Source organism: Actinomadura kijaniata NBRC 14229 (genome assembly GCF_001552175.1).
Classification (GTDB): domain Bacteria; phylum Actinomycetota; class Actinomycetes; order Streptosporangiales; family Streptosporangiaceae; genus Spirillospora; species Spirillospora kijaniata.
Genome location: NZ_BCQR01000004.1, coordinates 23,471 through 38,188, shown reverse-complemented (window position 1 = coordinate 38,188; position 14,718 = coordinate 23,471). Strand labels below are relative to the sequence as shown.

At 74.9% G+C, this 14,718-nt stretch carries 12 protein-coding genes; 11 read left to right on the top strand and 1 reads right to left on the bottom strand.

Going from position 1 to position 14,718, the window contains the following annotated elements; translation table 11 throughout:
• Positions 1 to 469: 469 nt before the first annotated feature.
• The 6 genes from mihF (at position 470) to AKI01S_RS01315 (ending at position 5,892) form a co-directional block, all read left to right on the top strand.
• A complete protein-coding gene (gene mihF / locus AKI01S_RS01340; RefSeq protein ID WP_067811362.1) occupies positions 470 to 796 on the top strand; it encodes an integration host factor, actinobacterial type in 327 nt (108 codons plus the stop codon).
• A 100-nt stretch (positions 797 to 896) separates the two neighbouring features.
• The gene (gene gmk, locus AKI01S_RS01335; RefSeq protein ID WP_067811359.1) at positions 897 to 1,487 is read left to right on the top strand and encodes a guanylate kinase; all 591 of its coding nucleotides are present in this window, start codon (positions 897 to 899) and stop codon (positions 1,485 to 1,487) included.
• 21 nt (positions 1,488 to 1,508) lie between these two features.
• Positions 1,509 to 1,763: a DNA-directed RNA polymerase subunit omega gene (rpoZ, locus tag AKI01S_RS01330; RefSeq protein WP_067811357.1), complete on the top strand. Its 255-nt coding sequence runs from the start codon at positions 1,509 to 1,511 to the stop codon at positions 1,761 to 1,763.
• A 29-nt stretch (positions 1,764 to 1,792) separates the two neighbouring features.
• Positions 1,793 to 3,010: a bifunctional phosphopantothenoylcysteine decarboxylase/phosphopantothenate--cysteine ligase CoaBC gene (gene coaBC / locus AKI01S_RS01325; RefSeq protein WP_067811354.1), complete on the top strand. Its 1,218-nt coding sequence runs from the start codon at positions 1,793 to 1,795 to the stop codon at positions 3,008 to 3,010.
• 179 nt (positions 3,011 to 3,189) lie between these two features.
• The gene (gene metK / locus AKI01S_RS01320; protein WP_067811351.1) at positions 3,190 to 4,383 is read left to right on the top strand and encodes a methionine adenosyltransferase; all 1,194 of its coding nucleotides are present in this window, start codon (positions 3,190 to 3,192) and stop codon (positions 4,381 to 4,383) included.
• Between the two features lie 225 nt (positions 4,384 to 4,608).
• Positions 4,609 to 5,892, top strand: a complete 1,284-nt coding sequence (locus AKI01S_RS01315; RefSeq protein WP_067811349.1) for an aspartate aminotransferase type Ic — start codon at positions 4,609 to 4,611, stop codon at positions 5,890 to 5,892.
• On the opposite strand, the gene AKI01S_RS01310 is transcribed toward AKI01S_RS01315, so the two are convergent.
• On the bottom strand, positions 5,889 to 7,466 hold the full coding sequence (locus AKI01S_RS01310) for a DUF8823 domain-containing protein (protein ID WP_174567339.1): 1,578 nt from the start codon (positions 7,464 to 7,466) through the stop codon (positions 5,889 to 5,891). The genes AKI01S_RS01315 and AKI01S_RS01310 overlap by 4 nt on opposite strands.
• 268 nt (positions 7,467 to 7,734) lie before the next feature.
• On the opposite strand from AKI01S_RS01310, the gene AKI01S_RS01305 reads away from it, so the two are divergent.
• From AKI01S_RS01305 to AKI01S_RS01285, 5 genes are all read left to right on the top strand, one after another.
• On the top strand, positions 7,735 to 9,867 hold the full coding sequence (locus AKI01S_RS01305) for a primosomal protein N' (RefSeq protein WP_067811344.1): 2,133 nt from the start codon (positions 7,735 to 7,737) through the stop codon (positions 9,865 to 9,867).
• Positions 9,868 to 9,903: 36 nt separating this feature from the next.
• Positions 9,904 to 11,703, top strand: a complete 1,800-nt coding sequence (locus tag AKI01S_RS01300) for a hypothetical protein (protein ID WP_067811341.1) — start codon at positions 9,904 to 9,906, stop codon at positions 11,701 to 11,703.
• A 68-nt stretch (positions 11,704 to 11,771) separates the two neighbouring features.
• The gene (gene def / locus AKI01S_RS01295; protein WP_067811338.1) at positions 11,772 to 12,317 is read left to right on the top strand and encodes a peptide deformylase; all 546 of its coding nucleotides are present in this window, start codon (positions 11,772 to 11,774) and stop codon (positions 12,315 to 12,317) included.
• A 2-nt stretch (positions 12,318 to 12,319) separates the two neighbouring features.
• Positions 12,320 to 13,249 (top strand): methionyl-tRNA formyltransferase, encoded by a 930-nt coding sequence (gene fmt, locus AKI01S_RS01290; protein ID WP_067811337.1) that lies wholly within the window; start codon positions 12,320 to 12,322, stop codon positions 13,247 to 13,249.
• Positions 13,249 to 14,679 (top strand): RsmB/NOP family class I SAM-dependent RNA methyltransferase, encoded by a 1,431-nt coding sequence (locus AKI01S_RS01285; RefSeq protein WP_067811334.1) that lies wholly within the window; start codon positions 13,249 to 13,251, stop codon positions 14,677 to 14,679. The genes fmt and AKI01S_RS01285 overlap by 1 nt, the downstream gene beginning before the upstream one ends.
• Positions 14,680 to 14,718 lie beyond the last annotated feature (39 nt).

The window sequence follows — 14,718 nt, the reverse complement described above, 5'->3', positions numbered from 1 at the left end:
TTCGCGATCTTCCGCCGGGATCTCGCCTTCGGCTTTGATCCCGGCCTCAGCCTCCGGACGCGCTCGCGTGCGGGCTGAGGTTTTCGGGCGCGCTCCGGTGTTCGGCCGAAGGGCTTCGGTCCTTGGCCGGTTGATGGGCGCCGGAGGGGGCGGTGTGCGACACGCCGGGAACCGGAGTGACGAAGATCGCGTTTACGGGATGGTCCGTTGTTCGACACGGTGTCGAAGGGCAACGGAAAACCACCCTCCGACGACGCTTTTTGTCGATCTTGTAAAGGTCCAGCATGGGACGGGGGTCGCCGGAACGAGGGCCCGAGTTGGGTACACTCTGTATTCAGGACACTTCAAGGAGTGATTTTCGTGATTTTGTGGCGGGCTAAACGGCACTTCACGTTGCCTTATGGGCTGTGAACTCGCTAGTTTCCGAACCCGTCCGACTCCGTCGAGTGGAAACCTGAGGTGACCCGGCGTGGCTCTTCCGCCCCTAACCCCCGAACAGCGCGCCGCAGCCCTGGAGAAGGCTGCCAAGGCCCGCAAGGAGCGTGCCGAGGTTAAGAACCGGCTCAAGCACGGTGGCACCACCCTGGCCGAGGTTCTCAAGGAGGGGCAGACCGACGACGTCATCGGCAAGATGAAGGTCTCGGCCCTCCTGGAGTCCCTGCCCGGCGTGGGCAAGGTCCGTGCCAAGCAGATCATGGAGCGTCTGGGTATCGCCGAGTCCCGCCGCGTGCGCGGTCTCGGCGCCAACCAGCGCGCCTCCCTGGAGCGTGAGTTCGGCGGCGGTGGAAAGCACTGACCCCCGAACCGCGGACGGGCGCGACGGTGCTGCCGTCGCGGCCGGCCCGGTCGTACCCACTTCCGGCTCCGGCACCATCCCGTCCAGCTCCGGCGCACCCATGACTGCGTCGGACGGCTCCCAACCCCGTGACCCTCTCGTCCGCCGTCTGACGGTCCTGTCCGGACCGTCCGGCGTCGGCAAGAGCACGGTCGTCGCCGAGATCCGGCGTGCGCACCCCGAGGTGTGGCTGTCGGTCTCGGTGACCACCCGGTCCCCCCGGCCGGGTGAGATCCACGGTGTGCAGTACTTCTTCGTCGACGACGCCGGTTTCGACCGGCTCGTCGCCGAGGGGCGGCTCCTCGAATGGGCCGAGTTCGCGGGCAACCGTTACGGGACCCCGCGCGGCCCGGTCGAGGAGCGGCTCGCCCGTGGCGAGCCCGTGCTGCTGGAGATCGACCTCCAGGGCGCCCGGCAGGTCCGCGGGGCCATGCCCGAGGCGCGGCTGGTGTTCCTGGCCCCGCCGTCCTGGGAGGAGCTGGTCCGCCGGCTCACCGGGCGCGGTACCGAGCCGCCCGAGGTGATCGAGCGCCGTCTCGCCGCCGCCCGCGTCGAGCTGGCGGCCGAGAAGGAGTTCGACGTCACCCTGGTCAACACGTCGGTCCGGGACGTCGTCGGCGAACTGCTAACCTTGATGGCTGTTCGTTCTTAAGCACTAGGGGAAGGCCACCGAGTGGCAGCCAGCAGCGAAGGCATCACCAACCCGTCGATCGACGAGCTCCTGGAGGTCGTCGACACCAAGTACGGCCTCGTGAGCATCGCGGCCAAGCGCGCCCGGCAGATCAACGCCTACTACGCCCAGCTCGGCGAGGGCCTGCTGGAGTACGTCGGCCCGCTCGTCGAGACGCAGGTGCAGGAGAAGCCCCTGTCGATCGCGCTGCGCGAGACCCGCGAGGGCCTGCTGCGCGCCGAGCCCATCGAGGGCTGAGCACACCGGTTGCTCTAGAGTCTCGTCGCATGTCAGCCCCCAAACCGCGCGTCGTCCTCGGTGTGAGCGCCGGGATCGCCGCGTACAAGGTCTGCGAGCTGCTGCGGCGGCTCACCGAGTCCGGTCATGACGTCCGCGTCGTCCCCACGGCCGACGCGCTGCGCTTCGTGGGCGAGCCCACCTGGGCCGCCCTGTCCGGGAACCCCGTCACCACCCGGGTGTGGGACGGGGTGTCCGACGTTCCCCACGTCCGGCTGGGCCAGAACGCCGACCTGGTGTTCGTCGCCCCCGCCACCGCCGACATGCTCGCCAAGGCGGCGCACGGCCTGGCCGACGACCTGCTGACCAACACCCTGCTCACCGCCCGGTGCCCGGTGGTGTTCGCGCCCGCGATGCACACCGAGATGTGGGAGCACCCGGCGACGCAGGCGAACGTGGCGACGCTGCGCGCCCGCGGCGCGATCGTGGTCGATCCCGCCTCCGGCCGCCTCACCGGCAAGGACACCGGTCCCGGGCGGCTGCCCGACCCGGCCGAGCTGTTCGAGGTCGCCCGCCGGGTGCTGGCCCGCGGTTCCCTCGGCCGCGACCTGGCCGGACGGCACGTGGTCGTCTCCGCCGGAGGCACCCGCGAGGCGTTGGACCCGGTCCGTTTCCTCGGCAACCGCTCCTCCGGGATCCAGGGATACGCCCTGGCCCGCACCGCCGTGGCACGGGGCGCGCGTGTGACGTTGGTCTCGGCGAACGTGAGCCTGCCCGACCCCGCGGGCGCCACCGTCGTGCGCGTGGAGTCCGCCGAGCAGATGCGCTCCGCCGTGCTGGAGGCCGCCGGGAACGCCGACGCGGTCGTGATGGCCGCCGCCGTCGCCGACTTCCGGCCCGCCGAATACCGGGACGCGAAGATCAAGAAGGTGGCGGGGGCGGGCCCCGAGCCGATCCACCTGGTCAAGAACCCCGACATCCTCGCCGAGCTGGGCGCGCGCCCGCACCCCGGCCAGGTGGTCGTGGGGTTCGCCGCCGAGACCCACGACGTGCTGGCCAACGGCCGGGAGAAGCTGGTCCGCAAGGGCGCGGACCTGCTGGTGGTCAACCAGGTGGGCGAGGATCTGACGTTCGGCCGTCCCGACAACGCCGCCGTGGTGCTGGCGGCCGAGGGGGACCCGGTGGAGGTCCCGCGCGGTCCGAAGGAGGACCTCGCCGACGTCGTCTGGGACCTGGTGGTCGCACGGCTGAAACCGATCTCCGGCTGAGGGGCCGATCTTTGGGCCTCCCCGCCGACGACAGCGATACCTGCCTGCGGAGACATTCCCGATAGACTTTCTGGAATACCGTGGGCACATCCCGGAACGGGGGGACGCTCCCCGCCCGGAACTGAGGAATAGTCCGTTCTGCGACGTCAGTCAGCAGCCGCTGCAAGGAGTTCACGTACGTGTCTCGCCGCCTGTTCACCTCCGAGTCCGTCACCGAGGGGCACCCGGACAAGATCGCGGACCAGATCTCTGACGCGATCCTGGACGCGATGCTCAAGGACGACCCCAAGAGCCGCGTCGCCGTCGAGACCATGATCACCACTGGCCAGGTGCACGTGGCCGGCGAGGTGACGACCGAGACCTACGTCGACATCCCCGGGGTGATCCGGGAGAAGATCCTGGAGATCGGCTACGACTCCTCCAAGAAGGGCTTCGACGGCAACTCCTGCGGCGTGTCGGTGTCCATCGGCGCCCAGTCGCCCGACATCGCGCAGGGCGTCGACGACGCCTACGAGGCGCGCGAGGAGGGCCAGCAGGACGACCTGGACCGCCAGGGCGCCGGCGACCAGGGCCTGATGTTCGGCTACGCCACCAACGAGACGCCCGACCTGATGCCGCTGCCGATCACCATCGCGCACAAGCTGTCGCACCGGCTGTCGGCGGTCCGCAAGGGCGGCGTCGTCCCCTACCTGCGCCCCGACGGCAAGACCCAGGTCACCATCGAGTACGACGGCGACCGCGCGGTGCGCCTGGACACGGTCGTGGTGTCCTCCCAGCACGCTCCCGACATCGACCTCAAGGAGCTGCTGGCCCCGGACGTCAAGGAGCACGTGGTCGACCCGGTGCTGGCCGAGTTCGACCTCGACACCGAGGGCTACCGGCTGCTGGTCAACCCGACCGGACGGTTCGAGATCGGCGGCCCGATGGGCGACGCCGGACTGACCGGCCGCAAGATCATCGTTGACACCTACGGCGGCATGGCCCGCCACGGCGGCGGCGCCTTCTCCGGCAAGGACCCGTCCAAGGTGGACCGCTCGGCCGCCTACGCCATGCGCTGGGTCGCCAAGAACATCGTCGCCGCGCAGCTGGCCGACCGCGCCGAGGTGCAGGTCGCCTACGCGATCGGCAAGGCCCACCCGGTCGGCGTGTTCGTCGAGACCTTCGGCACCGAGAAGCTGCCGGTCGAGAAGATCCAGCAGGCCGTGCTGGAGGTCTTCGACCTGCGCCCGGCCGCCATCGTCCGCGACCTGGACCTGCTGCGCCCGATCTACTCCCAGACCGCCGCCTACGGCCACTTCGGCCGCCCCGAGCCGGACTTCTCCTGGGAGCGCACCGACCGCGCCGAGGCTCTCGCCAAGGCTGCGGGCCTGTAAGACGTAGTCGTTCGGCTTTCCGCCTCAGTTTCCGGACGCGCTCGCGTGCGGGGCTGAGGCAGGCGCACACGGGTGAAAGGACTCCAGAGACGGCGTCTCTGGAGTCCTTTGCGTTCTCATCGGGCGATGCGTTCTCACCAGGCGAGATAGCGTTTGTGCGAGGCCGCTGGGCGCTTGTAGCGTTCAGCGGCGTTGCCACCTTTCCGCGAGCCGAAGGACGCTTCCGTGACCGCCGTAACGCCCGAATCGCTGTCGACGCGCCTGGACGAGGCCCGGCGCGACTACGCCGCCCTGGTCGACCGGGGCCTGTCGCTGAACCTGACGCGGGGCAAGCCGTCGGCGCGGCAGCTGGACCTGGCGGCCGACCTGCTGCGGCTGCCCGGCGACCGGCACACCGCCTCCGACGGCACCGACTGCCGCAACTACCAGGGCGCGCCGCTCGGCCTGCCCGAGCTGCGGGAGGCGTTCGCCGGCCACCTCCAGGTGCCGGTCGAGCAGCTCGTCGCCGCCGGGAACTCCAGCCTGGAGCTGATGCACGACTGCCTGGTGCACGCGCTGCTGGGCACGCTGCCGGGGGCCGCGCGCCGCTGGGCGGACGAGGAGCGGATCGCGTTCCTGTGCCCGGTGCCCGGCTACGACCGGCACTTCGCGCTGTGCGAGCGGTTCGGCATCGAGATGATCCCGGTGCCGATGACGGCCGAGGGTCCCGACATGGACGAGGTCGAGCGCCTGGCCGCCGCCGACCCGGCGGTCAAGGGCATCTGGTGCGTGCCCAAGTACAGCAACCCGAGCGGGGTCAGCTACGGCGACGAGACGGTGCGGCGGCTGGCGGCGATGCCGACGGCCGCGCCGGACTTCCGGATCTTCTGGGACAACGCCTACGCGGTGCACCACCTCACCGAGGAGGAGGTCGAGATCGCCGACGTCCTGGCGGCCTGCGCGGCGGCCGGGAACCCCGACCGGGTGTTCGTGTTCGGCTCCACCTCCAAGATCACCCTGGCGGGCGCGGGCGTGGCGTTCTTCGGGTCCTCCCCGGCGAACGTGGCCTGGCTGACCGGCTACAGCGGCAAGCGCTCGATCGGCCCCGACAAGGTCAACCAGCTGCGGCACGCGCTGTTCCTGCGGGACGCCGACGGCGTCCGCGCGCACATGGCCAGGCACCGCGAGCTGCTGCGGCCCAAGTTCGACGCGGTGCACCGCATCCTCACCGAACGGCTCGGCGGCACCGGCCTGGCGACCTGGTCGGCCCCGAAGGGCGGCTACTTCGTCGCGCTCGACGTGCTGGACGGCTGCGCCCGCGAGGTGGTGCGGCGCGCGGCCGAGGCCGGGATCGCGCTGACGCCCGCGGGAGCGACCCACCCCTACGGCGACGACCCGCGCGACAGCACCATCCGCATCGCGCCGAGCTTCCCCGACCTGGCCGAGCTGGAGCAGGCGATCGAGGGCCTGGCGACCTGCGTGCGGCTGGTCGGCTACGAGAAGCTGGCCGCCGGGGAGCGGGCCGACTAGGAGCAGGCGGTGCCGCGCGGCAGCCGGTAGGTCGCGTTGACGCGGTACCGGCCCGGTCCGGGCGCGTGCAGGCGGACGAAGTCCCCGTCCCGCGACAGGCACGCGCCCGCCGGGCCGCCGCGCACCCCCAGCCACGGGGACCACGAGATCCGCAGCAGGACGGCGCCGCGCGCGGGGGTGTCCACGACCAGCTCGCCGGCGTCGATCCGGGCGACGGTGGCGGGGGCGGCGGCCAGCGGGACGGGGTCGGCGACCTCGTACAGCCGCCAGTAGCCGTCGCGCCAGACCTGCCGCAGGTAGGGCTGGCCGGCGCGGACCAGGTCGGCCTCGCCGCGCGAGGACCAGTCGATCTCCTGCTCGGGCAGCACCACGTACCGCACGCCCCAGGTGCGCAGCCAGTCGCGGTAGGAGGCGGGGGTGAGGGCGCCCTCGTCGTAGAACAGGGCGTTGCGCTCGGCGTCGACCTGCCGGTTCCAGCCGCGCGCCAGGACGTAGTGGCGGGCGAGCCCGGCCGACTCCCAGTGGGACCGCAGCGGGACGACCTCGATGCGGGCGCGCCGCGCCCCGCGCCGGTCCAGCTCGGCGACCAGCCCGCCCGCGTGCGCGGCCGACCGGGCGGCGGGCCGGGTGTGGACGATGTCCTGCACCGGCTTGACGACCATCCAGCCCGCCGTCACCAGGAACGCCGCCCCGAGCGCCGCCAGCCGCCCCCGGTGCGCGGCGAACCCGCCGCGCCGGACCAGCCGCGCCGCCGACACCAGCAGCACCACGCCGCCGAACAGCAGCGACAGGCGCTCGACGTTGCTGCCCACCGGCGAGGGGACGGCGAACGTCAGCGCGACCCCCAGCAGGTAGACGCCCGCGCCGACGCGCAGCACCGTCCACTCGCGCGGCGCGCACAGCAGCACCGCGACCACGCTGGTGACCGTCGGGAGCACGATGGAGGCGAACCCGATCGGCTGCACCCCGCTGAACGGGAACAGCAGCGTCGTCACGCCCACCACCAGCGGCATGCCCACCGCCAGCGCGACCCCCGCCCGGCGGCGGCCGGTGAGGAACAGCGCGGCGGCCACCACCAGCAGGAACAGCCCCGCCACCGGGCTGGCCATGGTCGCCAGCACCCCGCCGGCGGCCATCGTGGCGCCCCGCAGCGCGGGGGTGCCCCGCCGGGTGAACGCCGCCGCCACCGCCACCAGCGCGAACACCAGCCCGAGCCCGAACGTCACCCGCCCGGACGCGGCGTTGCACCACAGCGCCACCGCCGCCCACAGCGACGCCGCCAGCGGCACCGGGACGCGGAACCGCACCAGCAGCGCCGCCGTCAGCGTCGTGCTCAGCGTCCCGGCGGCCACCGCGACCGTGCGGATGCCGAGCCACGCCATCAGGTACGGCGACAGCACGCTGTAGGAGACCGGGTGCATGCCCCCGTACCAGGCCATGTTGTAGGCCGCGCCGGGGTGCTCCCCGGCGAAGCGCGTCCAGGCCGCCTGCGCCGCCAGGTCCCCGCCCTCGGTGAACAGCAGGAACGCCCACGCCAGGTGCAGCGCGGCCGACAGCAGCGTCGCCGCCGTCACGGGGTCGCGCGGATCGGTCCACCGCCGCCATCCCCGGCGGCGCCCCGGTGCGGCGGCAGGGGTGGGGAGGGCCGGTCGTGACCGGACCGGAAGGGTCGTCGCGGGTGAGGGAGGCGCGGTCGTCACTGATGTGGCCTAGGGGTTATAGGAGACAGGAGGGGCGCGGGGGATATCCGGTCATGATCCAAGATCGGCACCCGGGAGTTCAAACCGGGTGACGCGGGCGGAGGTGGGCGGGGGTGTCGGTCTGATCTGGTAGGACGGGGGCGTGACCAAGGACGGCGGGGGAGCGGAGCTGATCCCGGGGCTGGCGGACGTCCCGGCGGGGGCGGCGGAGACGACGGCCGCGAAGGCGACCGGCAAGACGGCCGGGAAGGCGGCGGGGAGGCCCGCCGGGAAGGCCAAACCCGGCAAGCGGAGGCGCAAGGGCGTGCGGGAGCCCGCCGCCGAGCTGCCCGTCGCGCGGGTGGCCGTGGACATCTCGCTGCCGCACCTGGACCGCCCGTTCGACTACCTGGTGCCGACCGAGCTGGCCGGGACCGCCGTGCCGGGGTGCCGGGTGCGGGTGCGGTTCGCCGGCCAGCTCGTGGACGGGCTGCTCCTGGAACGGGTCGCCGAGAGCGGCCACGACGGGCGGCTGGCGTTCCTGGAGCGGGTCACCTCCGCCGAGCCGGTGCTGTCCCCGGAGATCGCGGCGCTGGCGCGGGAGGTGGCCGACCGGTACGCGGGCACCCTGGCCGACGTGCTGCGGCTGGCGATCCCGCCCCGGCACGCCCGGGTGGAGGCCGAGCCGCCGCGCCCCGCCCCCGGGGACGCGCCGGAGCCCGGGGGACCGGGGCCGTGGGCCCGCTACCCGGCCGGGCCCTCGTTCCTGAACGCCCTGGCGGGCGGCGGCGCCCCCCGCGCCGTGTGGACCGCGCTGCCCGGCCCCGACTGGACCGCCGCCATCGCGCGCGCCGTGGCGGCGGCGCTGGAGAGCGGGCGCGGCGCGCTGGTCGTGATGGCCGACGCGCACGACGTGGCCCGGGTGGACGCCGCGCTGACCGCCGAGCTGGGCGAGGGGAGGCACGTACGGCTGATGGCCTCGCTGCCGCCCACCGAGCGCTACCGGAACTGGCTGGCGATCAGCCGGGGCGGCGTCCGGGCGGTCGTGGGGACGCGCGCCGCGATGTTCGCGCCCGTCCACGACCTCGGGCTGGTCGTGCTCTGGGACGACGGCGACGACGTGCACGCCGAGCCGCACGCGCCCTACCCGCACCCGCGCGAGGTCCTGGCGCTGCGCGCCCACCGCAGCGGGGCGGGCGCGCTGATCGGCGGGTTCACCCGGACCACCGACACCACCCAGCTCATCGAGACCGGATGGGCGCACGCGCTGGCCGCCGACCGGACCACCGTCCGGGCGGTGATGCCGCGCGTGCGGGCCGCCGGGGACGACCAGGACCTGGCCCGCGACGAGGCCGCCCGCGCCGCCCGGCTGTCGAAGCTGGCGTTCGAGACCGCGCGCCGCGCCCTGGCCGACGGCCCGGTGCTGGTGCAGGTCCCGCGCCGCGGCTACCTGCCCGCGCTGGCGTGCGTGCGCTGCCGCACCCCGGCGCACTGCCGGACCTGCCAGGGCCCCCTGGCGCTGCCGTCCCAGAAGGGGACGCCCTACTGCCGCTGGTGCGGGCACCTGGCGGGCGACTGGCACTGCCCCGAGTGCGGCCACTTCCAGTTCCGGGCGATGGTCGTCGGGTCGCGGCGCACCGCCGAGGAGCTGGGGCGCGCGTTCCCCGGCGTCCCGGTGCGGACCTCCGGCCGGGAGGCGGTCCTGGAGCGCGTCACCGACGACCGCGCCCTGGTGGTGGCCACGCCGGGCGCCGAACCGCCCGCCGACGCCGGGTACGCGGCCGCGCTGCTGCTGGACGGCTGGGCCCTGCTCGGCCGCGCCGACCTGCGCGCCGCCGAGGAGACGCTGCGCCGCTGGATGAACGCCGCCGCCCTGGTCCGCCCCGGCGGCCCCGTCGTGGTCTCCGCCGACGCCGCGCTGCCCGCCGTCCAGGCGCTGATCCGCTGGGACCCGGTCACCTTCGCCGAACGCGAGCTCGCCGAACGCCAGGAGGCCGGGTTCCCGCCCGCCGTCCGCATGGCCTCCCTCACCGGCACCCCCGCCGCGATCCGCGAGCTGCTGGCCGACACCCGCCTGCCCGGCGGCGCGGAGGTCCTCGGCCCCGTCCCGGCCGGGCCCCCGCCGGGGCCCGGCCCGGCCGACCCCGCCGAGGAGCGGGAACGCGCCCTGGTCCGCGTCCCCCGCCCGGCGGGCCCGGCCCTGGCCAGGGCGCTCCAGGAGGCCCAGGGGGTGCGCAGCGCCCGCAAGGCCCCCGAGACGGTCCGGGTGCGGATCGACCCGCTGGAGCTCATCTGAGCGTGCGGCGCCGCGCGGGGCACTAGGCTCTCGCGGGTGGCCGAGAAGTGGGTGGAGACGACCAGCGAGGACCTGCGGCGCTGGAGCGAGGAGCGCGGCGGCGCCGTCGACGCGCAGGGGGCGCGGCTCCTGCTGGAGCTCGCGCAGGAGCAGGCGGGGCTGACCGGGCCCGGCGAACTGGACCCCGCGACGCTGCGGACGCTGCTGCTGGAGGTCTTCCCCGCCGTGGTGGTCGCCTCCGCCGAGGAGGTGCCCGCCATCCTGGACACCGTGCGCGGGCTGGCGGCGTACCTGCGCGACCGCGACCTGGTCCCCGCCGACCGCGCCGCGGCCCTGCTCACCGAGCTGGACGGGATCGCGCCCGCGTTCGCCGAGGCCGTCGTCGCCGCCGACTCGCCGGAACGGCAGGCCGCCGCCGAGATGATCACCGGGCTGATGGCGGCCGACGGGGTCGACCTGGACGACGAGGCCGCCGTCGAGGAGTGGCTGGCGGCGTTCGAGGAGCTGCCGGAGGAGGAGCGCGTCGCCCGCACCGAGGACTACCTGCGGCGGGCCGGGGAGCTGGCCGTGCCGCCGGTCCGGCTGGCGCCCGAGCCCGAGCTCGCCGCCGCCGCCCGCGCCTCCGGCCTGACCGCGCAGGTCCGCGCCGTGGCGCGGTGGGCCGAGGGCCGGGCCGTCGACGAGCACGACGAGCCGTCCGTCGCCGACGCGCTGGCCGCCCTCGGGGAGCTGGGCCTGGCGACGCCGCGCCGCGCCGCGGACGTCGCGGACCTGGGCGGCCTGCCCGAGCTGGAACGGCTGTGGTGGGCCGCGCTGGAGGCCGAGGTGATCACCACCTCCGGCGGGCGGGCGCAGGCCGGACCGGGCCTGGCCGCGCTGGACGGCGACGACGCGGCCGCGCTGGAGACCTGGTTGAAGCTGTTCGACGCCGCCGTGGTGCCCGAGCACGAGGGCGAGGACGGCCTCGACCCGACCCAGCTGGTGCAGAACGAGCTGACCGGCGTCCTCATCCGCCTGTACGAGCAGGACGGCCCCTCCGCCCCCGAGGAGCTGGCCGAGGCGCTGACCGCGCACATCGCCGACTCCTACGAGCTGGCCGAGCCCGCCGCGATCGCCGCGACCGTCGCCGCCGGACTGGAACTGGAGCTGGCCGACCTGACCGCCTGGGGCGTGGTCGAGGGCGTCCCCGACGGCCTGGTGCTGACGCCGCTGGGCGTGTGGGGCGTCCGGGAGCTGCTGCGCGCCGACGGGTTCCTCGCCCCGGTGGTCGGCGACCTGGCCGACGCCCCGGCCGCCGACCTGGTCGCGGGCCTGGTCTGGCACCGCGAGGACACCGCCGACGAGGAGATCGGGCGCTGGCTCGCCGCCCGCCCGGCCGCCGACGCCGCCGACGGGCTGCTGGCGGTCATCGCCGAGGGCGGGCCCGGCCGCCGCAACCTGGCCGCCGCCGTGCTGGGCCGCCTCGGCCCCGAGGCCGAGCCGCGGGTCCGCGCCGCCGCCGACGGGCAGCCGGTCCGCCCCTACGCGCTGCTGTGGCTGGCGGAACGGGGCCTGGCCGCCGACGAGCCGTCCCGCGACGACTACCTGTGGATGTTCGTCGACACCGTCGCCGGGATGCTGGAGACCGCCGAGCCGCGCGAGGCCGTCGCCGCCGCGCTGCTGCGGGCCCCCGCCGAGGCCGACATGGTCGCGTTCGCCGAGGAGCTGTGGCGCAGCGAGCACCCCGACACCGCCCGCGTCCTGGAGGCCCTGGGCGCCCACCACCCCGACCGGACGGTCGCCAAGGCCGCGCGGACCGCCGCCCACAAGGCGCGCTCGGTGCGCGGGCGCGGCTGACCGCTCCGTAGACTGGGACCCCTGGACACCGACCACCCGCCAGGAAGACCGCAGGAACGGAGCCCTCGTTGGCCGTCAAGCCCATCCGCCTGTTCGGCGACCCCGTGCTGCGCACGCCCGCCGAACCGGTGAAGGACTTCGACAAGGAGCTGCGCCAGCTCGTCAAGGACCTCACCGACACCATGATCGACGCGCCCGGGGCGGGGCTGGCCGCGCCGCAGCTCGGCGTGGGCCTGCGGGTGTTCACCTACTACGTCGACGACCGCCTCGGCCACCTGGTCAACCCGAGCCTCGACCTGTCGGAGGAGACCGAGACCGACGACGAGGGCTGCCTGTCGATCCCGGGGCTGGCGTTCCCGACGCCGCGCGCGGTGCGGGCCGTCGCCAAGGGCTTCAACATGCACGGTGAGCCGATCACCCTGGAGGGCACCCACCTGCTGGCCCGGTGCGTCCAGCACGAGACCGACCACCTGGACGGGGTCCTGTTCGTCGACCGGATGGACCCCGAGCAGCGCAAGGCCGCGATGAAGGCGATCCGCGAGGCCGAGTGGTTCGGCGAGACCGCCCCGGTGGTCAAGGAGTCGCCGCACCGCACGTTCGGGAAGGCCATCTGACCTTGAGACTCGTCTTCGCCGGTACTCCCGAGACCGCCGTCCCCGCGCTGGAGGCGCTGCTGGCGTCGCGGCACGAGGTCGCCGCCGTCGTCACCCGCCCCGACGCCCCGGCCGGACGCGGCCGCAGGCTGGTCGCCAGCCCCGTCGCGCAGCGCGCCGCCGAGGCCGGGGTGGAGATCCTCCGGCCCGCCAAGGCGAGCGATCCGGAGTTCCTGGACCGCCTGCGCGCGATCGCGCCGGACTGCTGCCCGGTCGTCGCCTACGGCGCGCTGCTGAAGCCCGCCGCGCTGGAGATCCCCCGGCACGGCTGGGTCAACCTGCACTTCTCGCTGCTGCCCGCCTGGCGCGGCGCGGCCCCGGTGCAGCACGCCGTCCTGCACGGCGACGACATGACCGGCGCGGCCACCTTCCAGATCGAGGAGGGCCTGGACACCGGGCCCGTCTACGGCGTGCTGACCGAGCCGATCCAGCCCACCGACACCGCCGGGGAACTGCTGTCCCGGCTGGCCGTCGCGGGCGCGCGGCTGCTGGTGGACACCATGGACGGCATCGAGGACGGCGTGCTGGAGGCCCGGCCGCAGCCCGCCGAGGGCGTCTCCCACGCCCCCAAGATCACCCCCGAGGACGCGCGGGTCGACTGGACCGCGCCCGCCCAGCGCGTGGACCGCCTGGTGCGGGCCTGCACGCCCGCGCCCGGCGCGTGGACGACGTTCCGCGACGCCCGCCTCAAGCTCGGTCCCGTCCGGCCCGCGCCGGACGCCGAGGTCGCGCTCGCCCCCGGAGAGCTGCACGTCACCAAGAAGGCGCTGCTGGCCGGCACCGCCACCCATCCGGTCGCGCTGGGCCGGGTCCAGCCCCAGGGCAAGCGGATGATGGACGCCGCCGACTGGGCCCGCGGCCTCGACCTGAACGCTAAGGACACGCTGCACTGATGCCGCCCACCCGCAACCACCGGGGAGACCGCCGGGGCAAGGGCGGCGACAACCGCCGCCCCGGCGGCCCGCGCCGCACCGGCCGCCCGCAGGACCTGGTCCGGCGCACCGCGTTCGACGTGGTCCGCGCCGTGCAGGACCGCGACGCCTACGCCAACCTGCTGCTGCCCAGGAAGCTCGCCGACCGCGAGCTGACCGGCCGCGACGCCGCCCTGGCCACCGAGCTGACCTACGGCACCCTGCGCGGCCTCGGCACCTACGACGCGATCCTGGCGCTGTGCAGCGACCGCGAGCTGCGCCGCGTCGACGACGAGCTGCTGGACGTCCTGCGCCTCGGCGCCCACCAGATCCTCGCGACCCGCATCCCGCCGCACGCCGCCGTCGGGACGGCCGTGGACCTGGCGCGCTCGGTGTCGGGCCCCGGCCAGGCCAAGTTCGCCAACGCCGTGCTGCGCAAGGTCACCACCCGCGACCTGGACGGCTGGCTGGAGATCATCGCCCCGGCCGACGCGGACGAGACCACCCGGCTGTCGCTGGCGCACAGCCACCCCAGGTGGATCGTGGACGCGATGCGCGACGCGCTGGGCGCCGACCGGGCCGAGATCGGCGACCTGCTCGCCGCCGACAACGCCCGTCCCCGCGTCACCCTCGTCGCCCGCCCCGGCCGCGCCAGCCTGGAGGAGCTGTACGAGGCGGGCGCGGAACCCGGGTCCCACGCGCCGACCGCCGCGGTGCTGCCCGAGGGCGACCCGTCGGCCATCGCCGCCGTCCGCGAGGGCCGCGCCGCCGTCCAGGACGAGGGCAGCCAGCTCGTCGCCCTCGCGCTGGCCGAGGCGCCGCTGGAGGGCCGCGACGAACGCTGGCTCGACATCGCCGCCGGTCCCGGCGGCAAGGCGGGGCTGCTGTCGGCCATCGCCACCCGGCGCGGGGCCCGGCTGCTCGCCGCCGACCTCCAGCCGCACCGCGCCGCCCTGGTCGGCCACGCCGTGGACGCGCGCGCCGGAGTGATCGTCGCCGACGGCACCGCCCCGGCCTGGCGGCCCGCCGCGTTCGACCGGATCATGCTGGACGCGCCCTGCACCGGCCTGGGCGCGCTGCGCCGCCGCCCCGAGGCCCGCTGGCGGCGCGGTCCCGGCTCGGTCCCCGAGCTGGCCGCCCTCCAGCGCCGGCTGCTGGCCCGCGCGCTGGAGGCCGTGCGCCCCGGCGGCGTGGTCGCCTACGTGACCTGCTCGCCGCACCTCGCCGAGACCCGCGTCGTCCTCGACGACGTCCTGGCGGACCGCGACGACGTCGAACGCCTCGACTCCCCGGCCGTCCTGCGGGCGGTCGCCCCGGAGCTGACCGGCGTCGGCGACGGCCCCTGGGCGCAGCTGTGGCCCCACCGCCACGGCACCGACGCGATGTTCCTGGCGTTGCTGCGCCGCCGTTAGGCCGCCACGTTTAGACTCCCGCCCCCCAGGGATCCTTTA